Raw genomic sequence first — 24,891 nt, 5'->3', positions numbered from 1 at the left:
GGTATAAAAAGACTATGAGACCAAGTAGTTTATTTCAATGCAGGAAATTTCTTGATCTCCAACAGGTTTTCTTTTGTCAAAAACTCCTGTGCTGCTTTTTGGATCCTTTCCTTGGTCATTGACTCGATGGCTTTTTGCCCGTCCAACAATGCTTCCCAAGGCAAATTGTACGTCCTCACCGCAGAAAGCTGTCCAAGCCAATAATTATTTCGCTTGAGGTTTTCTTCCAAAGATATCCTTCTTTTCTCCTTGACTTTGTTCAGGTCTTCGTCTGTCGGACCGCTTTCCTGGATCTTTCCGACTTCTGTCCAAGCTGCTTCGATCAGTTTGTCCACCATATCAGGACTGCAAGGAAAACCGATCGAAAAAGAAAAATTCCCCACCGGAAAGATTCCCATGCTTCCATTGGCACCCACACCATAAACTCCGCCGATTTCCTCCCGAAGGGATTCGATCAGCTTGATGGTCAGGATTTCTCCAAGGTAAATAAGATCCGCAGCTTTCTTTCGGTCGTAATCCGTCTCCCCTGTGAAAAGCATGATAACCTGAGACTTTTCATCTGTACCGACATGAATGCTTTCAGACCTACCCTTTGGCGTGCGGATCCCCAAATCCCTGAATGTATCAAGAGAATCAGGTTTGGAAGGAAGGCTTCCGATATATTGTTCCAACATTGGCTTGAAGGTCTCCAAATCAATATTTCCTGTGAAGAAAAACTCAAAATTTGTAGCATTTGAAAACCGTTCGGCATACATTTCCAAACCCCTGTCCAAGTCAATTTTATCCAAATCCTCCGGATCAAAAATCCCGGCTGCCCGTGGGTGTCCGTCTGCCAAAATTTTATTTACCTGCTTTGAAAACTGGTAATCCGGATTCGCCTGTGCACTTGCCAATTGGGTCTTTTGGTTGGCGATATAGACATCAAAGAGCTCTTGGTCTTTTCGAGGAGCAGTAAAATTCAGGTGGATCAATTGCATGGCCGTTTCCATTTCTTTTGGTGAAAATGAACCGGCAATATTCTGAGAATACAGTCCAATATTTGGTGTTACTGACACGGTTTTTCCTGCCAAAACTTTTCTCAGGTCCGATGGCGAAAAATCCCCGATTCCCATCACATTCACCAAGACCCCTGCATAATAGGCTGTGTGGTGATCTTCCTCCCCATACAGGGAAATTCCCCCTTTTCCCGTAGCTGTAAACAGGATCTCGTCATTCTTGAAATCGGTGGATTTGACAAATACTTTGACACCGTTGGAAAGCAGGATTTCATGGATGTCGATAGAAGGCACATGTTTGATTTCTACGATTTTACCCGGTTGGGGCAGGTTTTGGATCAGCTTGTCTGCCAATAATTTTTCTTGGTAGGGTTCAAGGTCCATTTGGTCTATGGCATCGAAAAGCGCCAAAACAGCTTCCTTGGAGGGCAGGTTTTCCTTTTCTGAATCAGGTGCAGTGATGACGATCACACGGTTTTCATCTCTGACCAATTGCTTGGCAAGGGCATTGATTTCTTCCAGTGTGATATTTGGGATGATCTCTTTGTAAAACTCATATTTCCACGCTTCACCATCTGCAAAATTTCCTTCCAAAAAATGGTTGACATAGCGGTTCACTATGGACCGGGATTCTGCTTTGTCCATTTCTTTGAAAGACCTCTCGGCATTGTTGAGCACTGCACGCTTCACCCGGTCGAGTTCAACCTGAGTAAACCCGAACTGTGCCACCCGCTCATTTTCAACAATAAGGGATTGGATTCCTGCTTCTATTTTTCCAGTTGCCACCACGCCCGAAGCTGAGAAATAGTCGAGGTCACGGACAAAATTCCCATATCCTGTTCCGGCAAATATGAAAGGTGCGTCTGGTTTCTGACGGATTTCATCCAACCTTTGCGTCAGCATGCCCCCATAAAATGTACGCAAGAGAAAGTTGCGGTAATCTGCTTTGGTTTGGGTGGGAAGGGCTTTATGTTTATAGAAAAGCTGGATTTGGATGCCAGGAGCTTCCTTGTCGGTCACGATACTGACGAAGGTCTCCTTGTGCTCGGGAACTTCAAAAAGCTTTCTTTCTTTAGGATTGGCAGGGTTTTCAAGTTTTCCAAAATATTCCAGAATCAAAGCTTCCAATTTTTCCGGTGCCATATCTCCGACAGCCACCACCGCCATGTTATCCGGCCGATACCAATCTCTGTAAAACCTTCTAATGGTTTCATATTCGAAGTTTTCGATGACATCCATTTTCCCGATCGGTAGTCTTTCCGCATAGCGGCTGTTGTGGAAAATGACTGGAAAATATTGGTCGCGCATCCTTTGGGTATACCCCTGACCCGTGCGCCACTCCTCGACGATGATGCTTCGTTCGCTGTCGATATCCTCCTCATTCATCAGAATTCCCCCTGCCCAATCACTCAAAACCAAAAACCCATTCCTCAGCTTTTCTTCATCATCAGAAGGAATAGGCAGGATATATACCGTCTCGTCAAATCCCGTATAGGCATTCAGGTCTCCCCCAAAAGATATCCCGATAGATTGGAGATAGGAGATCAATTCATTTTTTTCAAAGTTCTTCGTTCCATTGAAGGCCATATGCTCCGTAAAATGCGCCAAACCTAATTGGTCATCATCTTCCAGGATAGAGCCTGCATTGATTGCAAGCCGAAGCTCCACTTTGTTTTCAGGCTTTGGGTTTTGTTGGATGTAGTAAGTCAGGCCATTTTCTAGTTTGCCTACCTTCACCCTTGGATCGAGCGGTACTTTTTGGTCAAAGTTGCTCTGTGCAAAAAGCGAGGAAAAGGGTAAAAAAATGAATAAGAGTACCTGGTATATATTTTTGAACTTCATCTTTGATGTTGGATTTTTGGATATTTGACTATAAATCAAGTCAAAATTTCGGGAAAATGTTTCATGAACCTAGGAAGGACAGTGCCATTTTTAGGTTTTGTTCCATTTAATTTCTCTAATTTTAATTCCATACAGGTTTTTACATTCTTAAAAATCAACATTCATACAAATTTGAGTTCATGAAACAAATCATTTTGGTAGGCATCGGCGGCGGTGTAGGGAGTATATTCCGTTACCTGATCAAAATATGGACCGCTAGATTTTCTGAAGAAATTCCCCTCGCTACTTTTTCAGCAAATATCATTGGTTGCCTGCTGATCGGTCTGTTGATGGGTTATTTTACCAAAAATGAACATATTCCAAATGATTGGTCTTTGCTGTTGATCACCGGGTTTTGTGGTGGATTTACGACATTTTCAACTTTCTCCTCTGAAAACCTGAATTTGCTTCAGGCAGGAAATTACCTCACCGCCTTGACTTATATTGTTGGAAGCGTGGTTATTGGAATATTGGCTGTGTTTTTGGGATATGTGTTGACGAAGTGAATTGGGTTGTTGCAAAGAGAATTTACTAAGTAGGTTAAAAATAGTAAACAAAAGCCCTTCAATTGGTTTATAACCTAGAGAAAAAGAAACATGAAAAATATATTGATCACAGGAGGTTCGGGTTTGGTTGGGAAAAAAATCACCCAAAAATTGGAATCGGAAGGTCTATCTGTCGCCTGGCTAAGTAGGGATCCCAAGAAATACACCCAAAAATCTTTTGCTTGGGACATAGATAAAAACACCATCGACAAGGTTGCTATCGAATGGGCAGATGGGATTATCCACCTTGCCGGAGAAGGAGTTGCTGAAAAAAGATGGACTGAGGAAAGAAAAAAAGCCATTTTGGAAAGCAGGACCCAATCCTCTGCCCTGCTTTACGAAGCGATAAAAAACGCTAAAAATAAACCTAAAGCTTTTATCTCTGCATCGGCGGTGGGATATTACGGTTTTGATACCGGAGACAAAACTGTGGCTGAAAATGAAAAACCCGGAACTGACTTCCTTGCACAGGTTGTGGTGGCTTGGGAAAATGAAGTGAAGAAAATAGCAGATTTGGGTTTAAGGACAGTCTTGCTACGGATCGGCATTGTCCTTGATAAAGACGGCGGTGCGCTCAAAGAAATGATGAAACCCCCCATTGCCGCGCCACTCGGAAGTGGCAAGCAATGGATGAGTTGGATCGTAATCGATGACTTGGCGCAGATGTTTTATTTTGCTGTTAAAAATGAAAAAGTCTCAGGGATTTACAACGCCGTAGGACCCCATCCAGCTACCAATGCGGAACTTACCAAAGCGGCTGCGAAGAATGCAGGCAAACCCTTTATCGGTTTTGGTGTTCCCGGTTTTGGTTTGAAGTTGATCTTGGGAGAAATGGCCATGATGGTCTTGGGAGGCAACAAAGTCTCTTCCAAAAAAATCCAATCCGCAGGGTTTGAATTTAAATATCCCGAATTGGATGAGGCGATGAAGGGGGTTTATGGGTGAGGTGGAATTTTAGCTAAAAAAAGAAACTCAAATGTCCTAATTTTAAGCTTTTGGGAATCAAAAGATTTACTTAAACTAGTTTCTCAATTACTTTCATTGGCAAAAACATTTTTCCACTATCTGAAAGCAGTTCAAATCCATAACTTGAATAAAAATTTACGGCTTTTTCATTGATAGGATCAACGACAACTGCCATTGCGCCAATACTCTTGTTGGATAAAACAAAGCTACGAAACAAGGCATCTAATAGCAGAAATTCTCCAAGCCCTGTACCTTTTTGAGAAATATCTCTTGCCAACCTTCCCAACAAAATAACAGGTGCATTGTAGCTTTTGGGAATTTGTTTGATGTATTTTTCTGGTATTTGGTCTCTTCCAAGACTTTCACTTGTAAGTGTATAGTATCCTAAAACTTTTCCTCCTTCATCGACTGAAACGAAACAAGTCGCAAGTCGCTTTCTAATATCTTGGCTAACTTGGTTTTTGATATAATCAGTCAATGATGCTTCCTCACAATTAAATTCCTGTCTATTGTGGGTTTTTTCCAATAATTCAATTTTCACAACAACGCTGTTTGTGATTTATACTTATTGGCTGCGTCGATTAATTTTTGGTTTGGTTGGGGGTTTCCGAATACCGCCTCAAAAAATTTCTCTTTATCCTTTTCGCTAGCAATTATTGATTCATTTTTTGCAACAATTTCTTCTGCCTTTTCTTTGACGACTCTGACGATAAAGCTACTAAATGTCTTATCCCCACTAAGCTTTTGCGCTTTCATAAATACTTGCTTGTCTGAAGATGATAGCCGAATTTCAATTCTTTCATCTTTATTCAGGGAAGATTGTGTTTCCATGATATTATCGTTTTCACAAATGTACGGTATTTTATCGTACAAAAATGGAGTTTTATAAATTAAAATGAATTCCTTTTTCTCTATCCTATTACCTACTCGCCGTCTTTCTGCCCATCAAAAACCAAAGTATCGTTCCAATCAATGGAAGAAAAATCACGATAAAAACCCAAACAAGTTTGTCGTTATTGCCGGCAAACTTACTGCTCACTACATCATAAATGGTGTAGACATATATTGCCAATCCAAGAAATCCCAGTCCAAACATATTTTATCTGTTAAAGTAATTGCTGCGACGGCGTGATCCTTTTTGGTTTTTTGCCAAGCCAAAATAAACAAATGGCCCTATTGGATTGGCAAAAAGCAATACAATGATCCAAATCAATTTCATGTTTGGATCTTTGAAATCTGACTTCACCACATCCACCAAAGCATAAATCCAAAATGCTAAAAACAATAGTCCGAATATCATCAGACCACCCGGAAAATTTAAAATAAACATCACCATAGTACATCATTTTTTTACCTCTTAAACGAAATTACTCATTTTTCTGAAAACATTACCTTAAAATTGGGTCCCAATCAAAAACTATTGTAGCATGAAAACCACCAAAATTTTTATGATTGCCTTAATGGCATGGATGATCTTACCTGTTCAGGCACAAAATAGCTTAAGCTATTACCTGCCAGAAGGATACACCTATAATCCTGCCATCCCTACTCCAAAACAGGTCCTTGGATTTGAAGTCGGAGACTGGCATGCCACCCATGACCAAGTGGTCATGTACATGCAGGCAGTCGCAGCGGCATCGGACAGAGTGAGCATTGAAGTCATAGGTAGAACCTATGAAATGCGTCCGCAAATCGTCCTGACTATTACCTCTCCGGCCAATCATGGCAAGTTGGAACAGATCAAATCTGAAAGAAAAAAGCTCCGGGACCCTTCGTCCAATGTGAATATTGAAAAAATGCCATTGGTCATGTGGGCGGGATATTCTGTCCATGGCAACGAACCAAGTGCGGTAAATGCCTCCCTTTTGGCAGCTTACTACTTTGCAGCGGCGAACGAAATTGCTGGGGACCTTGAGAACATTGTCATTCTTTTGGACCCGGCACTGAACCCAGATGGGGTCAACAGGTTTGCCTCTTGGGTCAATTCGCACAAAAGTTATAACATGAACGGAGATCCGGTCAACCGCGAACTCAATGAAGCTTGGCCAAGAGGACGAACAAATCATTATTGGTTTGACCTGAACAGGGATTGGCTGCCTGCACAGCATCCCGAATCAAGAAACCGTGTGGCCAAAGTTCAGGAATGGCTCCCTAACGTACACCTTGATTTCCATGAAATGGGAGCAAACAGTACCTTTTTCTTTCAGCCTGGCGTTCCTGCTAGAAACCATCCTTTGACACCAAAGAAGAGTTTTGAACTGACCGAAAAAATCGGACAATACCATGCAAAGCATTTGGATAAGATCGGTTCTTTGTATTACACTCAGGAAAATTTTGATGATTTCTACTTTGGAAAAGGATCTACCTATCCAGATGTGCAGGGTTCGATCGGGATTCTTTTTGAGCAGGCAAGCTCAAGGGGACACCTTCAGGAAACCATCTATGGCCCATTGTCTTTTGCTTTTACGATCAGAAACCAGTTCACCACTACCCTTTCTTCTTTCGAAGCCTCAAGGGAAATGCGGGTGGAATTGAATACTTACCTCAGGGATTTTTACAGAGAAGCAAAGTCAGAATACGATGCCGATACCAATAAAGCTTACATCTTCGGAGCCAAAGAAGATGCCGGAAGAACCTACCACTTGGCAGATTTGATCCTTCAGCACGACATAGATTTATTTAGCCTCAAAGAGGACATCTCTGTAAACGGTGTAGAATTCAAAAAGGAAAAAGCCTATATCGTGCCCCTCAACCAGCCACAGTATAGGTTGATCAAGTCTTTGTTTGAAACCCGGACTTCGTTTACTGACAGCTTGTTTTACGATGTATCGGCTTGGACAATGCCTATGGCTTTTAACTTAGACTATATGGCACTGAGCAGTAAGATTCTAAATCTTGCCAATGTGGAAGAAGTGCCGAAAAATTCACCAAAAGCAAAAGGAAAAGTCATTGGTCAACCTGGAGCCTATAGCTACATGTTTGGATGGAGCGAATATTATGCTCCAAAAGCAGCGTATGCGCTGATGGACAAAGGATATTTGGTAAGGGTAGCTCATGAGGAAATCACTTTGCCTGATGACGTCAAAATGAAACGTGGAAGTATCATCGTGGGTAAGGGACAATCAGATGCTACCGACCAACAATTATACAATGACTTGGTAAAATTAGCTGAGGAATCCGGAATAGAAATCCATGCAGTAACCACCGGGTATACAGGAGGAGTCAATATCGGTTCGCCGAGTATAGATGTACTACAAAAACCCGAAATCGCCATCTTGGTAGATGGAGGAGTCAGCAGCAGTGATGCAGGTGAAGTCTGGCACTTGTTAGACCAAAGATTCCAAATGCCTGCGACACTTCTTCCGGTTGACCGATTCAATTTTACAGATTTGAGCAGGTACAATGTCATTGTTTTCTCTGACGGCAATTACAACCAACTTGGAAAATCAGGCGTCGAAAAAACGAAAGATTGGGTTAGGGCCGGAGGAACTGCCATCGCAACAGGAAGAGCTTTGAACTGGTTTGGTCAAAATGAAATTGCAGCCTTCAAATTTAAAAATGAGGAGGGCAAAGACACCGTGGTGCAAAGAAAATATGCTGATTTTGAAAGGGCAATGGGGGCAAAAGTAACAGGAGGAGCGATTTTCAATGTCCATCTTGACATTACACACCCAATAGGATATGGTTACGAAAAACCGGAAATGTTCACATTCAGAGGTGATAACCTCTTTATGGTTCCTTCTGAAAACGCTTATGCCAATCCGATGGTGTATACGGCCAACCCTTTGGCAAGTGGTTACATCCATCCGAGTAACCTTGAACAGATCAAAAATTCCGGAGCGATACGAGTATCAGGAGTTGGGAGAGGCAGGGTAATCGGATTTGTGGACAATCCCAATTTCAGGGGATTCTGGTTTGGTACTAACAAACTGTTTTTGAATGCCATCTTCTTTGGACAGACGATTCAGTCAGGTACAGCGAGATAATTTTGGATATCCTAAATTAAATCCTCCAATGGCGAAAAAACCTTTGGAGGATTTTTTTATCCCTTAATCATATCAGTCATGATCTTGGCAGAAAGCAGACAAAGGGGAATCCCTCCCCCCGGATGTACACTGCCTCCGCAGAAATAAAGGTTTTTGATCTCCGAAGAGAAATTAGCATGCCGAAGAAAAGCAGCATATTTGTTGTTGGAACTGTTACCATAGAGTGCCCCGTTTGCACTTGAGGTTTTGGATTCAATCGTTCTGGGTTCTAGGATTTCCTCCACTTCGAGCAGGTTCTCAATGTCGGTTTTTAGGATCCTGTTGACTTTTTGGATGATGCTTTTCCTTGCCTCTTGGATGAGTCTGTCCCAATCCTGCCCTTGGTTATTGGGGACGTTGATCATCGTAAACCAATTCATGCATCCTTCGGGTGCATCGTCCGGCTTGTTGACAGAGGTGATGTTGATATAGACTGTGGGGTCTTGGTAGATGGACTTTTTATTGAAAATATGGTCAAATTCCTCTTTGTAATTTTCTGAAAAAAGGATGTTGTGCAAGTCGAGTTCAGGGAATACCTTTTTGATTCCCCAATAGAATATCAGTGCAGAACTTGATTTTGGCTGGTCAAGCAATCGGTTTGGTTGCTTTTCTTTCTTAAGGATGGTCTTGTAGGCATTGACCATGTCCATGTTATTGATTATGACATCTGCAAAATGGGAATTGCCGGAAACGATGACTCCTATTGCTTTTTTGTCCCTGACAATGACCTCCTCCACTTTGGAATCGAAATGGAACTTGACACCCAGGTTCACCGCAAGTTTGTATAAACTCAGGGTAATGTCATGCATGCCTTTTTTGGGAAAAAAGGCCCCGATATTGAATTCAAGGTGGGGGATGATATTTAACGTGGCAGGAGTTTCATAAGGATTGGAGCCGTTATAGGTAGCGTACCTATTGAATAGCTGAACCATTTTTGGGTTTGAAAACTGCTTTTCATTGGCCTTATTCATGGTCGAAAAAATCCCCAATTTGCCCAATTTGAAATAGCATTTTATCGCATCTTTATTTGCCCAAGTCCCAAACCGATGCAATGATTTATGCATAAATAAGGGCGCAAGGTGGTCATAGATAAAAGCCGATTTTTGAAGCGATTCAAAAACATACGAGGCGGGTTCGCCCAACTTGGACTCGACCTCGGCAGCAAATTTTTTGGTATCGCCAAAGGCTTTGATCTGTGTCCCGTCTTCCCAAAAATAATGACAGGCAACAGGCAGGCGGATGTAGTCAAAGTGGGCTTTCGGATCTTTCCCTGAAATATGAAAAAGCTCCTCGACCTGATCGGGAAGTGTAAACAGTGACGGCCCCGCGTCAAATCGATAACCTTGGATTATAATTTCTGAAAGTTTGCCACCAGGATAAGAATTGGCTTCAAAAACGTTCACTTCAAAACCTTTGTTTCTGAGACGGATGGCAGCTGCCAAACCTGCTATTCCTGATCCTATGATGATCGATTTTTTATTCATATTGCAATTACTCTTTACCCAAGTAAAAGAACAAAAAATAACTGAAAAGGATATTTGAAATCTTGCTATTGATTGGTTTAAACAAAAATCCCTCTGAAAGTTGCCTTCCAAAGGGATCTATTTTAACAATTCGCTTTCTTAAAACTTTTCAAAGATTCTTTTATAGCTGCATGCATGACTTAATCTTGCATGAAGGTCAGAGATCAGCACCCTTTCCTGCTCGGTGGTATCTCTGTGTCTTATCGTCACCATATTGTCTTCTAATGTCTGATGATCGACAGCAATACAGAATGGCGTTCCTATCAAGTCCTGACGGGTATATCGCTTTCCTATGGAGGCTGCTTCTTCATAGATGATATTGAAATCATACTTCAATAATTCCACGATCTCTTTTGCTTTTTCAGGCAGTCCATCCTTTTTGATCAAAGGAAGGATGGCAGCTTTTACAGGAGCGATGGCAGGGTGCAATTTAAGATAAGTCCGCTGCTTTTCTTCTGACTGTTCGTCAACAAAAGCATTGCACAAAGTCATCAAAAACAACCTATCCGCCCCGATTGAGGTCTCAATGACATAAGGAATGTAATTTTGGTTGATCTCCGGATCAAAGTATTGCTGCTTCTTTTTGGAATATTCCTGATGGCTTTTCAGATCAAAATCCGTTCTCGAATGGATTCCTTCTACTTCTTTGAATCCAAAAGGAAACTCATATTCGATATCCATGGCAGCATTGGCATAATGTGCCAACTTCTCGTGGTCATGTCTTCTCAGCTTTTCTTCAGGAATTCCCAAAGCCTTGTGCCATCTCATCCTTGTATCAGCCCAGACTTTGTACCATTCCAGTTCCGAACCCGGACGTACAAAAAACTGCATTTCCATCTGTTCAAATTCCCTCATTCGGAAAATAAATTGGCGGGCAACGATTTCATTTCTGAAGGCTTTTCCAATCTGTGCAATTCCGAAAGGAACCTTCATCCTGGCGGTTTTCTGGACATTCAGGAAATTGACAAAAATACCCTGAGCTGTCTCGGGTCTTAAATATATCGTCGTGGAATCCTCCGCTACGGAACCAACTTGCGTGGAGAACATCAGGTTAAACTGACGGACTTCAGTCCAATTGGAAGTTCCGCTGATCGGACACTTGATACCTTCATTGGTGATCAAATCCCTAACTCCGTCCAAATCTTCGGCTTCAAGCAACCTTGCCAAAGCCCCTGTCAAACTATTGGCCTTTTCAATGTCTCCGGCTCTTTCATAAACCGCTGCATGCTCCTCAACAAGCACATCCGCACGATAACGCTTTTTGGAATCTTTGTTATCGATCATCGGATCGTTGAAGCTGTCTACATGTCCGGAAGCCTTCCAAGTGGTCGGGTGCATAAAAATCGCTGCATCTATCCCAACGATGTTGTCGTTGAGCCTCGTCATGGTTTCCCACCAAAGGCGCTTCAGGTTATTTTTCAACTCTACGCCATAAGCCCCGTAATCATATACTGCCTGAAGGCCGTCATAAATTTCAGAGGAAGGATACACAAAGCCATATTCTTTGGCATGTGCGATTATATCTTTCAATTGCGTATTTTCTGTGTTGGATTCAATTTTTGCCATGGGCGCAAAATTAAAGAAAATGACTGAATAGCAAGGGGAAGAATAAAAAACAAAAGACCAATTACCTAAATACTTCCTCTTTGTAGACCCTTCTTCCTTCTTTGTTGCTTAAAAAAGCTGCTTCGATGATTTTCAGTACATCAATGGCTTCACTCATTTTTACGTCCAGGGATGTTTTACCATGGATCGCATCAGCGATATTTTGGTAAAAAATCCTGTAATCTCCCCTTTCTGTTGGATAGGAAACGGTTGCTTTTTCCAAGTGAAGTTTGCCCCAAACTTCTGAATTTTCCATTCCCCAATTGACTCCTACAGGGATTTGTCCGGCTTTGAAAGCTTTCTCCTGCACATCCAACCCGTATTTGGCATAGGAACCTTTTTCTCCCAAAATCAAAAATCTCGGAATCGGTGCATTGGCCAAAACACTTGCCGTCAACCTCACATTGATCCCATCATACATCATCGTAATGTCAAAAAAATCGTCCGCTACGGCACCGGTCCTTTGCTTCAGAATTTCCGCATAAATCCAAGCAGGCCTACCAAAAAGCATCACTACCTGATCGATCAGATGAGTTCCGAGGTCATAGGTGATGCCGTTTCCTGGAACTTCCTTTTCTCTCCAATTGTCTACCAAATTCGGCCTAAACCTGTCAAAATGAGATTCAAAATGGACTATCCTTGCCAAGATCTGCTCCCTAAGGATTTTTTTGATGGACAGGATATCTCCATCAAGCCTGCGGTTTTGGAATACTGACAGGATCAAATTTTTGGATTCTGCCAACTCTTTCAATTCCTTGGCTTCTTTGGAATGGATGGTGACGGGCTTGTCGACGACTACATGCTTGCCTGCTTCTAAAGCCAATTTTGCCTGTGAAAAATGGAATTCATTGGGAGTGACGATCACGATCAAATCCGCTGCATCATTTTCCAATAATTCCTCCAGACTTTTGAAGACCTGAACACCAGGATATTTAATTTTTGATTTCTGTTGGCTTCTTTCCACTACTGCCACCAACTCCAAATCATCACACACTGAAATCAAAGGTGCATGGAAATTTTCAGCCACAGAACCATATCCTACAAGTGCTGTTTTGATTTTGCTCATATCCCGATTTCAAAAGCTTTTTTTACAAGTTCAGCCACAGAACTTACACCCAATTTGGCATGGATTTTTTTGCGGTGGGCTTCGACAGTATGTACACTCAGGTGGAGTTCTTTGGCAATCTCCTTGTTGGTCAATCCCTGTTTGATCATTCTCACCAATTGTAATTCACGTTTGGAGAGTTTGAATTTTTCTTTATAAAAATCTGAATATCCGTCATCAATATTCTGTTGGAGCACTTTCTGGAAACTCATGATATGGTTTCCTTCGTGAACTTCCTTGATGGTATAGATCAATTCGTCTGAATCAGCGTTTTTCAAGACATAGGCGTCGGCGCCAAGTTTTTGACATTTTAGAAAAATGGCCTCATCATCATACATGGAAAGGACAATGATTTTTGAATTGGGAATCAATCTTTTGACAGATTCTATTACACCTGCACCATCCAAAAAAGGCATATTCATATCCGTAAGGATCACATCCACTTCATTGGACTTCAGAAACTCAAGCAGCTCAAGTCCATTTGAAAAAACACCTTCAACCCTTAAATCGTCATCATCATCCAAAAGACTTGCTATCCCTTTGGCAAACATTTTATGGTCATCTGCTAATGCAATACGGATCATAACTTTATTATTGTTGCAGGAAGATAAATCAAGCTTTTTGATTTGGCAATATTAGTTTTATTTCAGTCCCTTTACCTGGGATAGAGTGTAATTTCATCTCACCACCGATTGTGGCCATTCTGTTTTTTAGGTTATAAATTCCCGATCCTGAGGATTCGCCGGTGTAGTCAAAACCTTTGCCGTCATCAATTACCTTGATCAAAGATCGGGATGTGTCAGAATCGATGGAAATTTCAATCATTTTGGGTTGTGCATGCTTGATGGCATTATTGAGACTTTCTTGGATGATTCGGATCAAAACAAGCTTCTTGTCTTTTTCTAAGTGGAGTATATCGCCGGATTGGTGAAATACAACTTTACAGAATTCGGAAGATTCCAATTTTTTAAGCTCTCTTTGGATGTAATCCTCCAAAGAAATCTTTTCTACCCAGTCAAGATTCAAGGATTTTGACAAGGCCCTGACTTCATGGATGATTTCGTTGACTATACCCTTCCCTTCGCTGACTTTCTCAGGTTTGGAACTTGAGAGATTCATTTTAGCAAGAGAAAGTAACTGTCCTACATTGTCATGCAATTCTCTCCCAACATAAGAAAGGATATCTTCTCTCAGTTCTTTTTCTACATTCAGAATGGTCTTTTCATATTCAGCTTGGATTTCCTTAACCAATTGTTGGTTTTTGATCTGACGCTGTCGGTGAAAAACAACCATGATCACGATAAATGACACCATCACAATCATTAAGAAAAAACCCAATAGGATGATTAAAAAAAGATCAGAGCCGTCATTTTCCATGGGTGTTTTTTTAAACTAAAGATGAATAATCCAAAATAGCAGAATCATATTTGAAAACCAAAGGGACTTTTGTGGCAAAACAAAAACTTTGGTAGGGGAATTCTTAGAGTTATTTTAAAACTTCGGTAGGGGTATTTAATCCTCCATTTACATTGGGTTGCTTTCCTTCCAACCAAAAAGGGATATAAAAGGCAGTTCCCATCACCCAATACATCAACACACTTAGGAATTGGATAATGTAGTTGATTTTTATCATCAATTCAATATTTGCTCCTGAGATAAACCTAAATGAAGCGAAATATAACAATGATCCGGAGTAGAAAAACATGATCATGGTCACTATCCAAAATATTGGGAGGATAAGCAAATTTTTATCTTGATACCAATCTTCTTTCATCAGGCCATAAAAAAAATACATACAAAAAGAAATCAACAAAACTCCTCCTATGACATAAGAGACATTATGGAAAACAAACAAGGATTGGAAGAAAATGGAATAAAATAAAGCCCAAAAGAAAAACCCTCCAATGGCTAAAGAGACAATTTTTTTTGCCTTATCCGATAAGAATGCAATTTGAAAGAAGTATAAGATCAAAATTGTCTCCAAATAAACAAATGCCAAATTATAATAGATTACATTCTGCATTCCATTGCTTGCTGTGTAAGTTCCGAGTGTTTCAAGGATCGTTATCAAAAAGATGACAACAAACATGATGCGGTGTAATTTCCTAAACTCGAAATCCCTAACAAAAAATAATGGGACACTAAGGAGCATCCCAATAAATAAGAAAGCAGAATATAAATAATCAGACATTGATTAAATATTTATCGGAGGCTGGCAATATGGGGGACAGATTTTGCCACCATTGGCGATTGAATTTGTATCTGAAACCTCTTCTGACTGGTTATCAAAAACATCAAAAATACCATCTTCTTTTTGATTTGCAGCAGAAAGTGCCAAAGAAACCATTCCTATATAATCCTCGCGGTCTTTTCTGTCTTTTGGTACCAAATCAAGGTTTTCCTTGTCATATTGTCCGAAATAAATCTTTATTCCTCCGGATTTAGGATCAGTTATCTCCAAAAGTCTTTCTATTTCCTCTCTGGTAAAAAAAGCCCAAGAGGTCTGTTCTTGTACATCTTTGCCTTCTTTGTTTTTTCCTTTGATTCCTTTCCGGACCGATTTATTATATACAGAAACAAAATTTTTTAATTCTTCTTTAGTCATATTTTTTTTGATTTGTTTTTCAGCCACCTAAGAAAGAAAATAAAAACGAATAATTTGAAATGATTTGATCAGTATTTCAAATTAAAATACTCTTTTTAAGATGATAGACGAATAAAAATCTAAAATCTGACTTTTCAAATTTATTGAAAATACAAAGAGCTATTTTTTTGAAAAAGCAGGAATATAATAAACCAATCCAAAAACCAGATACATAGTACCACCGATGACTTTTAAAACAAAATTTAACTGCTTCCACATGGCATCTTCCATTTCAATGATGTTGTACAAAAATGTAAAAAAAAGCATCGATGCGCTGTAAAAGAGAAGAAAAAAAGATACACACCAAAAATCAGGAACCTGCCATAATTTTTCATCCCAATAGGTGTCCTCCGTCATGACAGCAAAGAAAAAATAAAAACATCCAAAAATGATCAGAATACTTCCAATTGTGAGGCTATAATTATGGAAATTATCAATCGGGGTAAAAAAAAGAGAATTCAGAATCCCAAAAATTCCAAATAGCAAAGCTGTAAAATTCAAAATCACTTTGCTTTTTTGGCCATTCAAAACCAGAGAAAGATAAATTAAAATTAAAATCGTTTCTCCGTAAGCAAATCCAATATTATAAACCCAATGATTTCTAATCCCTTGCCTTGCTAGAAATGCTCCAGAAAATTCAACAATCGACACCAAAGCCAAAATAAAAAAAACCATTTGGTGCCCTTTTTTGAAATTTTTTAGATCTAAAAAAAAACAGGGTATACTCAATAGCAAGCCCGTAAGGATCATTATGGTATACCAATTGAATAAGTTCATATGAATTATGGCTTGCAGTTAAGGGAACAAAGTTTGCCTCCATTTCTCGTGGGAGCACCGAAATCAAAGGCTAAATCAGTTGAATTTTTTTGATTCTGTCTCTATGTCGCAGTTCACTTTCGATAATATTTGCCGCAGCGATCACGATGGAAATCCTTCCAATATAATCATCCCTGTCCTTTCTGTCGACCGGCAGAATATCGAGAATATTTTTTCATATAGTGCAAAAACAATTTGAAGCCGCCGCCTTTGGGGTTGTTGCACATATCAAGCAAATAAGGAATCAACTTCCTTTCAAAAATACCCAATCAGATTGTTCTGCTATATCCTTTCCATTTTTGTCTTTTCCTTTGAGGCAATTTTTTACAGATTTTGCATATGCCAATCTAAAGGCCTCCACATGATCTTTGGTCATTTTCTTTCATTTGAGATTTACATATCCAATAAAGAAAAAATTAATAGATTTTTATAATGCTACCACTGAATTTCCTTCATCAAAATAAGATTTGAATACCTTAGGAATTAAAAATGAAAATCCAAAGATCAGGTACATTGTTCCCGCCATAAGCCTGTTAAACCCAAAAATTACAGCTACATTTTCAATCACGAATTGGGGAGAAAACTGGTATAGTCCAAAAACAAAGATCGCTTCAACATAAAAAAACAAAATGCCTGTACAGATCCAAAAATGAGGAAGAGTTATCAAATTCCAATCCTTAAAAATCCGGAGATTCAGCATATTGTAAAGAAACCGGACACAGAGAGTAAGAATAAAAAGACTGATGGGAAAAAAAGAATAAAATTGAAAGACTATGGAAATAGACTGGAAAAATACTGAATTGGCAATTCCCCAAAGGAGTAAAAGAAATGAAGTGGTGATGATATATCTTTTAGCGGTTTTGCTTATTTCAAACTTGTAGAAATACATGACCAAGAGCAAGGATTCTACATAAACCCAACAGATATTATAAAGCAAGGAATTGTTGATATTCAAATCCGCAGTATAGCTACCGATTGATTCAAATACCAATACCAAAATCAATAAACCCAAAATAATACCTTGGCCTCTAGTCTTGTTTTTTTTCAGACCAAAATTAATGAGCGAAAGCAATACACTCAATCCAATCACAAGTAGGTAAATCGTCCCTGACATATCAGCTATTTTTATTCCCCAAAATTATAAGTAATAGAAATGCCAAAAAATCCCGTGATTGGGGTATTTTTTATGGAAAAGGCAAAAAAAAGGAGTCAAATCGCTTTGACTCCTTATATTTTTTTGAAATTCTTTAAATTAAACTGTCTTTTTTGCTACTTCCTGAGCGCTTTCTGCTTCGATTTCTTTTTTCATCAAATCCACCACAATCGGTGAAGCGATATAAATTGATGAGTAAGTACCCACCACAATACCAATGAACAACGCAAAAGAGAAACCTCTCAAAACTTCACCCCCAAAAATAAGGAGTACCAAGACAACAATAAGCGTTGTCAGTGAAGTGATCAATGTTCTTGCCATGGTTTGGTTGATCGCATCATTGAACATTTTTACCAACTTGGATGTACCTCTAAGTTCAATGTTTTCCCTGATCCTATCAAAAATGATTACCGTGTCATTGATGGAATAACCCACCACTGTCAAGATTGCAGCAATGAATACTTGGTCAATTTCGAAAGTAGCTCCGAAGGCACTTGCAATGGCAAAGGCTGCGATAACAAAAAGTACGTCATGCGCCAATGCGATGATCGCTCCCAAAGAAAACTGCCACTTGCGGAATCTCAAAAGGATGTAAAGGAAAATTGCTACCAATGCGAAGAACATGGCTTCTGCAGAGGATTTTTTTATATCATCCGCGACTGTGGCTCCTACTTTGGAAGAGCCTGTAATAGAAAACTGACCATCCTGAATATTTGCTGCATCTGTAGAATAAGTCAGTCCCATTATGTTTGCAATGCCTTCTTTCACTTTGCTTTCCACTTCAGCATTGGAGGCATCATCATCCTCATTGATCAAATATGAAGTAGTCACTTTCATGATGTTGCTGGCACCGTAGGATTTGACTTCCACTGATCCGTCAAATTCTCCATCAAGACCCACTTTCAATTCAGAAGCGACCACAGGCTCTGCAAAGGTCACGATATAGGACCTACCACCTGTAAAGTCAACACCAAATTTCAATCCGCTGATCAATGCAATGGCAAGGCCTATGACAATAATCCCGGTAGAGAAAATATATGCTACTTTTCTTTTGCTCATGAAATCAATATTCAGGTTACTCAAAAGACCTTTAGCCAAAGGAGTAGAGAATGAGATATTGCTATCATCACCTTTTTTGCTCATCAGGTGCACAATCAGTCTTGTGATAAATACAGCTGAGAAGAAAGAAGATGCAATACCGATCATCAATACGATGGCAAATCCTTTAACAGGACCTTGTCCCACTGCGTACAAAATCGCGCCAACCAAGAAGGTTGTAACGTTTGAATCCAAAATCGCGGAAAATGCCTTGTTATAACCCTCATTGATAGCAGCTATCAAACCGCTGCCATTGGCTAGTTCCTCTTTGATTCTTTCAAATATCAATACGTTGGCATCAATGGACATACCGATCGTCAACACGATACCCGCGATACCGGGCAATGTCAATGCTGCTCCCAACTGAGCCAAAATACCAAGGATGAAGAAAATATTGAATATCAAAGCTGCAATGGCAACAAATCCACCTTTAGCATAATATGCTACCATGAAAACCACAACCAAAAGCAAACCTGCCACCATGGAGATGATACCTTGGCTTTGAGCCTCTTTACCTAAAGTCGGACCGATAATGGCTTCTTCTACGATCTTTGTGGGTGCAGGAAGTGAACCTGACTTTAGGATGTTTGCCAAATCTTTAGCTTCCTCAATGGTGAAATTTCCTGTGATTTCTGACTGACCTGAAGGAATTTCTCCTTGAACCATCGGTGCAGTATACACGAAATCATCCAATACAACTGCGATTCTTCTACCGATATTATCACCCGTAAGTTTTCTCCACCTTCTGGCACCGTCAGCGTTCATCTGCATACTTACCGCAGGACGGGAAGTCTGGTCTAAAGTCTGGCGGGCATCTGTGATGACATCCCCTTCCAAAGGTGCTTGATCACCTGTTCTGCTCTTTTTTATGGCATATAACTCCAATAATTCAAGGTTATCCGCTACTTCAGGTTTAACAGACCAAAGGAATTTCACATCTCTAGGCAATACGGCTTTCACATCTTCTCTGGCAAAAATCCTGTTGATCGCTACAGTATCCCTGATTTCATATACCAATCCTTGCTGGGATTTGGTCAAAGAAAAAATCGGTGAAACAGAAGTAGAAACGTCAGTAGAATCTGCTGTTCCGGCCAGTTGCTTTTCAAGTTCTGATAATGCTGCAGCAGCTTTAGCTGAATCTGTCTCGGCAATTTCAGGCTTAACTGCAGCTTTTTTTGCTTGAGCTTCTGCTACCAAAAGGCTGTTCGCAGCTTCTAATTCTGACAAATACTCATTCACCTCAGCCACTTCCCAGAATTGCAACTTTGCAACTCCTTGAAGTAAATTTCTCACCCTGGTAGCATTGTCCACTCCGGGAAGTTCAATTTGAATCCGGCCTGAACCTTGGATTCTCTGAATATTTGGTTGAGAAGTTCCAAATCTATCAACCCTCGTTCTCAAGATATTGAATGACCTTTCGATGGCATTTTCAACCTCTGTATCGATGATCTGAAGAATGTCAGAATCAGAAGATTCCAATGAAATTCGGCCCCTGTTAGCTGCGGTAGCAAATATTGCACTCAGTTTTTGACCGGGAGCCTGATTTTGCCATGCTCCATAAAACAGATCTACAAACTTGCTGTTGCTCGTTTTAGATGCTTGATTTGCTTCTTCAAGTGCAGTATTGAAGGCAGGGTCCTTACTGTTGCCAGAAAGACCTTTAAGGATTTCAATAGGAGAAACTTCCAAGGTAACGTGCATACCGCCTTGTAAGTCAAGGCCAAGTCCCAATTCAGTTTCTTTGATTTCTTTATAGGTGAATTTGGCACCTAGAAAATTATAAACCGGCTCTCTGTAGATAGAGTCGAGGTAGGATTGCTTTTTTGCAAAATCCAGATTCCCTGCATCGTCAGTGGCAAATTCCACGGCCTTCTGCTGGATATTGTTTGATACGAAAGTGAATGACAGGTAATACAGGCACAAAGCTGTGACTACCACGGTCAAAAACACAATGACTCCTTGGTTACGCATATGATTGATTTTTGATTGTTTGATTATTTATTCTAAGATTTTTGGATATGCCGATAGCGGCTCAGGTATTCTGAGATGAAAAAAATCAGGGAGCATTGGGTGAAATAATCCTTTCCAATAGGATCTCCCAATAGGGAAAATTCAATGGAAGGGTAACACTGACCCCGTTTACTGTAGGCTTTTCAATAGTGAAAGTTTCATAAATCAGGTAAAAAACCTGTTGAGAAACCACAGTCACAAACGGGACTACAGCGTCAACGGCAACATTTAAAAAAGTCTGATTTTCTGATGAAGAATCTGATTCCTGTGATTTTTCCTGCTTGGATTTATTGTCGTTATCTGCAGGTTTTGGAAAATATTCAGTACCGCTTACCAGCATGCAAAAGAACAGGACCAACAAAATTGTTGCTCTCTGTCTCAATAAGCCGATATTTTTGGTTGCTTTTCTCACGGGGGAGCAAATATATAAAGTTTTGCAATTACAAAAGGCCTACACTAAAAAAAACTGACCCTTAGACATTTCCGCTTATTTTGCTTTTAACCTCAGGTAAGTCCTGATTACATCCAAGGCATGGTCAAAATTCCTGTTGTTTGGTATGATCAGATCTGCATCATTCTTGAAAGGCTCGATATACTTTTCATAAGTAGGCATTACATGCATCTCATACCTGTACAGAACATCATCGAGGTCATAGCCACGCTCTACTTTATCCCTGACAATTCTTCTTTTTAGTTTAATATATTCTTTGGCATCGATAAAAACCTTCAGATCCAACAAATCCGCCAACTCGGGATAATAGAGCACAAAAATTCCCTCCACTACCACTACAGGCGCGGGAGCAAATTCCAGTGTTTTGGGCTTTTTGTTGGGATTATTAAAAGTATATTCTTGTCTGTAGACGGTTTCGCCTTCCCGGATTTTTTTGATATCCTCGGCATATTGTCCAAAATCTATGGAATTTGGGGTATCAAAATTATGGATTCCTTTCTCGTCTACAGGCTGAAGATGCCTTGGTTTATAATAATTGTCCTGGGAGATCAAACAAACTTCCCCGGGTTCAAATGAATGCAGCAGCTTGTCTAAAAATAAAGTTTTGCCTGATGCGCTTCCCCCGGTAATCCCTAGAATAAATGGTTTGTTCATGGGGTACAAATTTAAAAATTTATTTGAGAAAGTCTGCCAAAGCTTTTACAGCCTTGCCACGGTGGCTGATTTGGTTTTTTTCTTCCAAAGTCAATTCTGCAAAAGTCTTTTCAAATCCATTTGGTACAAAAACAGGATCATATCCAAACCCCCCTGTACCAGTTCTCTCATAAATTATTTTTCCCTCAGCAATTCCTTCAAAGGCATGCTCCTCTCCATTCATAATTAGTGCAATGACGGTCCTGAACCTTGCTTTCCTATTATCCTTTCCAGCCATTTTGCTCAAAAGCAGGTCTACATTCCTCTCATCACTTCTTGGCTCGCCGGCAAATCTCCCTGAATACACTCCCGGCGCGCCATCCAAGGCTTCCACTTCCAATCCGGTATCGTCTGCAAAGCAATCCACTCCATAGTTGTCTTTGACATACCTGGCTTTTTGGAAGGCATTGTGTTCCAAGGTGTCACCTGTTTCGGGAAGTTCTTCCTTGCAGCCTATTTCCTCCAAGGAGACTATAGTAAAGTCCTCTCCAAGGGCAGATTTGACCTCTTCTATTTTCTTTTTGTTGTTGGTGGCAAAGCAGATTTTCATGGGGTTGAAATTAAGGAGAATAATTGAAAAAGGATAAAATGACCCACGCCCTGAAAATATCTCCCACGGATTTCGCAGACCTTCGCAGAAAAAAAAAATCAGGTATACTTCTTTATGGCTTGCTAAGAATATGCCTGCGGACATCTGCGTAGTCTTCGGGAAAAAATATTTACCACTGATGAACACAGATTTTCACAGATGATAATTGGTTATTCTTGAAAATTTTTACCGCAATGACCCAAATGGCTTAGCTATTACCGGAAGGTGCATTTCTTATGGGTTTTGCTCTTTTTTTCTCAGTGTGATATAATTCATGATTTTTTTTCTCCCTGCCCTCCGCGTCCTCTGAGGTAAATTTTTTTCTTTGCATCTTCGCGGGACACCTTCTATTTATTTTGCGGACATCTGCGATGTCTGCAGGACTTTAAATACTCAGAATTCAAAAAATTACTCCCGCGGATTTCGAAGACCTTCGCAGAATAGGGTAAATACAATTACTTTTGTCCAAAAATCAACTTATGAAAAAAATCACCATCTACTGCGGTTCGAACAAAGGCAAAAATCCTGTTTACGAAGAAGGCGCAAAAGCTTTGGCAAAGGAAATGGTCAAAAGAAACATGGCTTTGGTCTATGGTGCCGGGAATGTCGGGTTGATGGGCGTCATCGCCGATGCCATGCTGGAAGCAGGGATGGATGTCTATGGAATCATTCCCCAAAAACTCGTGGACATCGAGGTAGCGCACCGAGGATTGACCGAACTGACTGTCGTCGAAACCATGCGCGACCGCAAATGGCTGATGGCCGAAAAAGGAGACGGTTTTATCGCCATGCCTGGTGGAATCGGGACATTTGAGGAACTGTTTGAAATCATGACCCTTAACCAGTTGGCTTATATCAGCAAGCCTTTGGCACTCTACAATGTCAATGGGTATTATGATGGGCTGATTGCTTTTCTTCAGCATTCGGCTAAAGAAGGATTCTTGCACCAAGCGCAGTTGGACTTGTTGATTGTCAGCAGTGATCCTGTGGAACTGTTGGATAAAATGAGTTCTTTTGAACCAAAGTATATCGAAAAGTGGGAGGTGAAGTAGGCTTCACTTAACAGTATTGGTCCACCAAGGCCATCAATTTTTCGAGGTAAAAAGCATCGCTTTGGTCAAAATCGTCTAATTGATCACTGTCGACATCAAGGACTATCCAAACTTTCCCTTCTTTAAATCCCGGAACTACGATCTCAGACCGGGAAGCAGAACTGCAGGCAATATGACCCGGAAAAGCATCCACATCCGGTACTAATTGGGTCTTAGCTTCTTTCCAAGCAGTCCCGCATACGCCTTTTCCAAATGCTATCCTAGTACAGGCCAAAGGACCTTGAAATGGTCCCAAGACCAATTGTTCGCCTTTGACAATGTAAAATCCTACCCAAAAAAAACCGAATGCCTCTCTCAATACCGCTGCAACATTGGCGAGATTGGCGTAGCTATCTGTCTCTGAGGAGATCAAAGACTCAATCTGTGGAAGAATGACTTGGTATTTTTCTGCCTTCGTGGCGACTTCTGGTAAGTAGAGTGATTCGGACATGGTTTATAACAATTTGTGGGTATAACTAAATGTTGAGCGATTACGGATGGCTGATGTTGTCTCGGCCGTCACTCTGAGTGAAGCGAAGAGTCTCTAATTTTTTGAGATCTTTCATCCTCGTACCTCGGATTCAAGATGAGCCCACACCAAGAATAATCACCCTTTCTGTAAAACCATTTTTATCAACTTGAAATGACATTTACAGGAATAATTTGAATTATCTTTCAATTTCTTTCCCAGACAGCCAACCTATCCCCCACGATTTCTGATTCGGAAAGCAATTTACCTTTGATCAAGGGTGCCGGAATGCCTTTTCCAAATTGGACCTGACCTGTAAAAACCCGAGCCTCGTCCCAAAGTTCATTTTCAATAAAACTTTTCAAAACCTGTGCCCCTCCCTCAACGATTAGGCTCTGGATTTTCCTTTGGTACAAATCCTCCAAAACCTTCTCCAAGCCAAATCCTGAATCCAATTTTACCAAATCAAGGTTCTCTGAATTTTCAGTTTTGACCTGATTGTAGCAAATCGTTTTTTGGCTGCGGTCGAAAAGATTCAGATTTGGATCTAAAGTCAAGTTTCGGTCCAAAACAATCCGAAGTGGATTTCTTCCTTCCCAATCCCTCACATTCAACTGTGGATTGTCATAGTTGGCAGTGGAAGTTCCGACCAAGATGGCATCTTCCTCAGACCTCCATTTATGGACAAGCTGTCGGCTATATTGGTTGCTGATCCATTTGGAATCAAAGTTTTCCCGAGCTACAAAACCATCTCGGGTTTGGGCCCATTTGAGAATAACATAAGGTCTTTTCTTTTCGATAAAAGTAAAAAAGCGCTTGTTCTGCTCCCTTACATCTTTTTCTAAAATTCCCGATACAACTTCAATTCCTGCTTCTTTCAAAAGCTGAATCCCTTTTCCTCCCACCAAAGGATTGGTGTCGACCGCTGCAATCACAACCTTCTTCACCTTTTTTTCTATCAAAAGATTGGCGCAAGGAGGAGTTTTGCCCCAATGGGCGCAGGGCTCAAGGGATACATAAACAGTCGATTCCGATAATAAATCCTGATACGCAACCGAATTGATGGCATTGGGTTCGGCATGTGGACCTCCATAAACCTGATGGTATCCTTCCCCAATGATTGTATTTTCATGCACAATGACACAACCGACAATGGGATTTGGGCTTGCATTCCCTCTCCCCAACTCCGCCAATTCTATGGCTCTTCGCATGTACAATTCATCCTGAGTCAT

General features: G+C 40.5%; 25 protein-coding genes. 4 read left to right on the top strand and 21 right to left on the bottom strand.

Features of this window, described 5'->3' with window-relative positions; translation table 11 throughout:
* Positions 1 to 29: 29 nt before the first annotated feature.
* Positions 30 to 2,837, bottom strand: coding sequence for a M16 family metallopeptidase (locus NU887_RS17940; protein ID WP_258424763.1), 2,808 nt, complete (start codon positions 2,835 to 2,837; stop codon positions 30 to 32).
* Between the two features lie 179 nt (positions 2,838 to 3,016).
* Between NU887_RS17940 and crcB the strand changes: the two genes are divergently transcribed.
* On the top strand, positions 3,017 to 3,382 hold the full coding sequence (gene crcB, locus NU887_RS17935) for a fluoride efflux transporter CrcB (RefSeq protein ID WP_258424762.1): 366 nt from the start codon (positions 3,017 to 3,019) through the stop codon (positions 3,380 to 3,382).
* A 90-nt stretch (positions 3,383 to 3,472) separates the two neighbouring features.
* A complete protein-coding gene (locus tag NU887_RS17930) occupies positions 3,473 to 4,366 on the top strand; it encodes a TIGR01777 family oxidoreductase (RefSeq protein ID WP_258424761.1) in 894 nt (297 codons plus the stop codon).
* 70 nt (positions 4,367 to 4,436) lie between these two features.
* Here NU887_RS17930 and NU887_RS17925 read toward each other — a convergent pair whose 3' ends face one another.
* The 4 genes from NU887_RS17925 to NU887_RS17910 form a co-directional block, all read right to left on the bottom strand.
* Positions 4,437 to 4,928 (bottom strand): GNAT family N-acetyltransferase, encoded by a 492-nt coding sequence (locus NU887_RS17925; protein ID WP_258424760.1) that lies wholly within the window; start codon positions 4,926 to 4,928, stop codon positions 4,437 to 4,439.
* Positions 4,925 to 5,218: a type II toxin-antitoxin system TacA family antitoxin gene (locus NU887_RS17920; RefSeq protein WP_258424759.1), complete on the bottom strand. Its 294-nt coding sequence runs from the start codon at positions 5,216 to 5,218 to the stop codon at positions 4,925 to 4,927. Before NU887_RS17920 ends, NU887_RS17925 begins: the two co-directional genes overlap by 4 nt.
* Positions 5,219 to 5,306: 88 nt before the next feature.
* Positions 5,307 to 5,483 carry a PLDc N-terminal domain-containing protein gene (locus tag NU887_RS17915; protein WP_258424758.1) on the bottom strand — a complete coding sequence of 59 codons (177 nt, stop codon included), beginning with the start codon at positions 5,481 to 5,483 and terminating at the stop codon, positions 5,307 to 5,309.
* Positions 5,484 to 5,486: 3 nt separating this feature from the next.
* Positions 5,487 to 5,717, bottom strand: a complete 231-nt coding sequence (locus tag NU887_RS17910; protein ID WP_258424757.1) for a PLD nuclease N-terminal domain-containing protein — start codon at positions 5,715 to 5,717, stop codon at positions 5,487 to 5,489.
* 97 nt (positions 5,718 to 5,814) lie between these two features.
* Here NU887_RS17910 and NU887_RS17905 point away from each other — a divergent pair, with 97 nt between their 5' ends.
* On the top strand, positions 5,815 to 8,373 hold the full coding sequence (locus NU887_RS17905; protein ID WP_258424756.1) for a M14 family zinc carboxypeptidase: 2,559 nt from the start codon (positions 5,815 to 5,817) through the stop codon (positions 8,371 to 8,373).
* Positions 8,374 to 8,429: 56 nt separating this feature from the next.
* On the opposite strand, the gene crtD is transcribed toward NU887_RS17905, so the two are convergent.
* From crtD to NU887_RS17835, 14 genes are all read right to left on the bottom strand, one after another.
* Positions 8,430 to 9,896 (bottom strand): 1-hydroxycarotenoid 3,4-desaturase CrtD, encoded by a 1,467-nt coding sequence (gene crtD / locus NU887_RS17900; RefSeq protein WP_258424755.1) that lies wholly within the window; start codon positions 9,894 to 9,896, stop codon positions 8,430 to 8,432.
* A 138-nt stretch (positions 9,897 to 10,034) separates the two neighbouring features.
* Positions 10,035 to 11,501 carry a glycine--tRNA ligase gene (locus tag NU887_RS17895; protein WP_258424754.1) on the bottom strand — a complete coding sequence of 489 codons (1,467 nt, stop codon included), beginning with the start codon at positions 11,499 to 11,501 and terminating at the stop codon, positions 10,035 to 10,037.
* 61 nt (positions 11,502 to 11,562) lie between these two features.
* Entirely contained in the window at positions 11,563 to 12,606 is a 1,044-nt protein-coding gene (locus NU887_RS17890) for an oxidoreductase (protein ID WP_258424753.1), read from the bottom strand.
* Positions 12,603 to 13,229, bottom strand: a complete 627-nt coding sequence (locus tag NU887_RS17885; RefSeq protein WP_258424752.1) for a response regulator — start codon at positions 13,227 to 13,229, stop codon at positions 12,603 to 12,605. Before NU887_RS17885 ends, NU887_RS17890 begins: the two co-directional genes overlap by 4 nt.
* Positions 13,230 to 13,257: 28 nt before the next feature.
* A complete protein-coding gene (locus NU887_RS17880; protein ID WP_258424751.1) occupies positions 13,258 to 14,022 on the bottom strand; it encodes a sensor histidine kinase in 765 nt (254 codons plus the stop codon).
* A 109-nt stretch (positions 14,023 to 14,131) separates the two neighbouring features.
* Positions 14,132 to 14,836, bottom strand: coding sequence for a hypothetical protein (locus NU887_RS17875; protein WP_258424750.1), 705 nt, complete (start codon positions 14,834 to 14,836; stop codon positions 14,132 to 14,134).
* Positions 14,837 to 14,839: 3 nt separating this feature from the next.
* A complete protein-coding gene (locus NU887_RS17870; RefSeq protein ID WP_258424749.1) occupies positions 14,840 to 15,250 on the bottom strand; it encodes a hypothetical protein in 411 nt (136 codons plus the stop codon).
* A gap of 159 nt (positions 15,251 to 15,409) precedes the next feature.
* Positions 15,410 to 15,964 (bottom strand): hypothetical protein, encoded by a 555-nt coding sequence (locus tag NU887_RS17865; RefSeq protein ID WP_258424748.1) that lies wholly within the window; start codon positions 15,962 to 15,964, stop codon positions 15,410 to 15,412.
* 385 nt (positions 15,965 to 16,349) lie between these two features.
* Complete coding sequence (locus NU887_RS17860) at positions 16,350 to 16,481, bottom strand: hypothetical protein (RefSeq protein ID WP_258424747.1); 132 nt, start codon at positions 16,479 to 16,481, stop codon at positions 16,350 to 16,352.
* A 51-nt stretch (positions 16,482 to 16,532) separates the two neighbouring features.
* Positions 16,533 to 17,219, bottom strand: a complete 687-nt coding sequence (locus tag NU887_RS17855; RefSeq protein ID WP_258424746.1) for a hypothetical protein — start codon at positions 17,217 to 17,219, stop codon at positions 16,533 to 16,535.
* A 138-nt stretch (positions 17,220 to 17,357) separates the two neighbouring features.
* Positions 17,358 to 20,327, bottom strand: a complete 2,970-nt coding sequence (gene secDF, locus NU887_RS17850) for a protein translocase subunit SecDF (protein WP_258424745.1) — start codon at positions 20,325 to 20,327, stop codon at positions 17,358 to 17,360.
* A gap of 85 nt (positions 20,328 to 20,412) precedes the next feature.
* Positions 20,413 to 20,778: a hypothetical protein gene (locus NU887_RS17845; protein ID WP_258424744.1), complete on the bottom strand. Its 366-nt coding sequence runs from the start codon at positions 20,776 to 20,778 to the stop codon at positions 20,413 to 20,415.
* A 75-nt stretch (positions 20,779 to 20,853) separates the two neighbouring features.
* Positions 20,854 to 21,471 (bottom strand): uridine kinase, encoded by a 618-nt coding sequence (gene udk, locus NU887_RS17840; RefSeq protein ID WP_258424743.1) that lies wholly within the window; start codon positions 21,469 to 21,471, stop codon positions 20,854 to 20,856.
* A gap of 19 nt (positions 21,472 to 21,490) precedes the next feature.
* Positions 21,491 to 22,060 (bottom strand): non-canonical purine NTP diphosphatase, encoded by a 570-nt coding sequence (locus tag NU887_RS17835; RefSeq protein ID WP_258424742.1) that lies wholly within the window; start codon positions 22,058 to 22,060, stop codon positions 21,491 to 21,493.
* Between the two features lie 518 nt (positions 22,061 to 22,578).
* On the opposite strand from NU887_RS17835, the gene NU887_RS17830 reads away from it, so the two are divergent.
* Positions 22,579 to 23,151: an LOG family protein gene (locus tag NU887_RS17830; protein WP_258424741.1), complete on the top strand. Its 573-nt coding sequence runs from the start codon at positions 22,579 to 22,581 to the stop codon at positions 23,149 to 23,151.
* Between the two features lie 7 nt (positions 23,152 to 23,158).
* Here the strand turns inward: NU887_RS17830 and NU887_RS17825 are convergent, their stop codons facing one another.
* Both NU887_RS17825 and ribD read right to left on the bottom strand, forming a co-directional pair.
* Positions 23,159 to 23,641, bottom strand: a complete 483-nt coding sequence (locus NU887_RS17825; RefSeq protein WP_258424740.1) for a GAF domain-containing protein — start codon at positions 23,639 to 23,641, stop codon at positions 23,159 to 23,161.
* A gap of 224 nt (positions 23,642 to 23,865) precedes the next feature.
* The gene (gene ribD / locus NU887_RS17820) at positions 23,866 to 24,891 is read right to left on the bottom strand and encodes a bifunctional diaminohydroxyphosphoribosylaminopyrimidine deaminase/5-amino-6-(5-phosphoribosylamino)uracil reductase RibD (protein ID WP_258424739.1); all 1,026 of its coding nucleotides are present in this window, start codon (positions 24,889 to 24,891) and stop codon (positions 23,866 to 23,868) included.

Origin of the sequence: Aquiflexum gelatinilyticum, from assembly GCF_024741135.1 — a bacterium.
Lineage (GTDB): Bacteria > Bacteroidota > Bacteroidia > Cytophagales > Cyclobacteriaceae > Cognataquiflexum > Cognataquiflexum gelatinilyticum.
The sequence above is the reverse complement of the archived record's forward strand: the minus strand, read 5'-3'. Positions and strand labels throughout refer to the sequence as shown.

Excerpts from the sequence above, each read along its gene's own strand:
- NU887_RS17940 (WP_258424763.1), bottom strand. The coding sequence starts at position 2,837 with ATGAAGTTCAAAAATATATACCAGGTACTCTTATTCATTTTTTTACCC.
- crcB (WP_258424762.1), top strand. The coding sequence starts at position 3,017 with ATGAAACAAATCATTTTGGTAGGCATCGGCGGCGGTGTAGGGAGTATA.
- NU887_RS17930 (WP_258424761.1), top strand. The coding sequence starts at position 3,473 with ATGAAAAATATATTGATCACAGGAGGTTCGGGTTTGGTTGGGAAAAAA.
- NU887_RS17920 (WP_258424759.1), bottom strand. The coding sequence starts at position 5,218 with ATGGAAACACAATCTTCCCTGAATAAAGATGAAAGAATTGAAATTCGG.
- NU887_RS17915 (WP_258424758.1), bottom strand. The coding sequence starts at position 5,483 with ATGTTTGGACTGGGATTTCTTGGATTGGCAATATATGTCTACACCATT.
- NU887_RS17910 (WP_258424757.1), bottom strand. The coding sequence starts at position 5,717 with ATGTTTATTTTAAATTTTCCGGGTGGTCTGATGATATTCGGACTATTG.
- NU887_RS17905 (WP_258424756.1), top strand. The coding sequence starts at position 5,815 with ATGAAAACCACCAAAATTTTTATGATTGCCTTAATGGCATGGATGATC.
- crtD (WP_258424755.1), bottom strand. The coding sequence starts at position 9,896 with ATGAATAAAAAATCGATCATCATAGGATCAGGAATAGCAGGTTTGGCA.
- NU887_RS17895 (WP_258424754.1), bottom strand. The coding sequence starts at position 11,501 with ATGGCAAAAATTGAATCCAACACAGAAAATACGCAATTGAAAGATATA.
- NU887_RS17890 (WP_258424753.1), bottom strand. The coding sequence starts at position 12,606 with ATGAGCAAAATCAAAACAGCACTTGTAGGATATGGTTCTGTGGCTGAA.
- NU887_RS17885 (WP_258424752.1), bottom strand. The coding sequence starts at position 13,229 with ATGATCCGTATTGCATTAGCAGATGACCATAAAATGTTTGCCAAAGGG.
- NU887_RS17880 (WP_258424751.1), bottom strand. The coding sequence starts at position 14,022 with ATGGAAAATGACGGCTCTGATCTTTTTTTAATCATCCTATTGGGTTTT.
- NU887_RS17875 (WP_258424750.1), bottom strand. The coding sequence starts at position 14,836 with ATGTCTGATTATTTATATTCTGCTTTCTTATTTATTGGGATGCTCCTT.
- NU887_RS17870 (WP_258424749.1), bottom strand. The coding sequence starts at position 15,250 with ATGACTAAAGAAGAATTAAAAAATTTTGTTTCTGTATATAATAAATCG.
- NU887_RS17865 (WP_258424748.1), bottom strand. The coding sequence starts at position 15,964 with ATGGTTTTTTTTATTTTGGCTTTGGTGTCGATTGTTGAATTTTCTGGA.
- NU887_RS17860 (WP_258424747.1), bottom strand. The coding sequence starts at position 16,481 with ATGACCAAAGATCATGTGGAGGCCTTTAGATTGGCATATGCAAAATCT.
- NU887_RS17855 (WP_258424746.1), bottom strand. The coding sequence starts at position 17,219 with ATGTCAGGGACGATTTACCTACTTGTGATTGGATTGAGTGTATTGCTT.
- secDF (WP_258424745.1), bottom strand. The coding sequence starts at position 20,327 with ATGCGTAACCAAGGAGTCATTGTGTTTTTGACCGTGGTAGTCACAGCT.
- udk (WP_258424743.1), bottom strand. The coding sequence starts at position 21,471 with ATGAACAAACCATTTATTCTAGGGATTACCGGGGGAAGCGCATCAGGC.
- NU887_RS17835 (WP_258424742.1), bottom strand. The coding sequence starts at position 22,060 with ATGAAAATCTGCTTTGCCACCAACAACAAAAAGAAAATAGAAGAGGTC.
- NU887_RS17830 (WP_258424741.1), top strand. The coding sequence starts at position 22,579 with ATGAAAAAAATCACCATCTACTGCGGTTCGAACAAAGGCAAAAATCCT.
- NU887_RS17825 (WP_258424740.1), bottom strand. The coding sequence starts at position 23,641 with ATGTCCGAATCACTCTACTTACCAGAAGTCGCCACGAAGGCAGAAAAA.
- ribD (WP_258424739.1), bottom strand. The coding sequence starts at position 24,891 with ATGACTCAGGATGAATTGTACATGCGAAGAGCCATAGAATTGGCGGAG.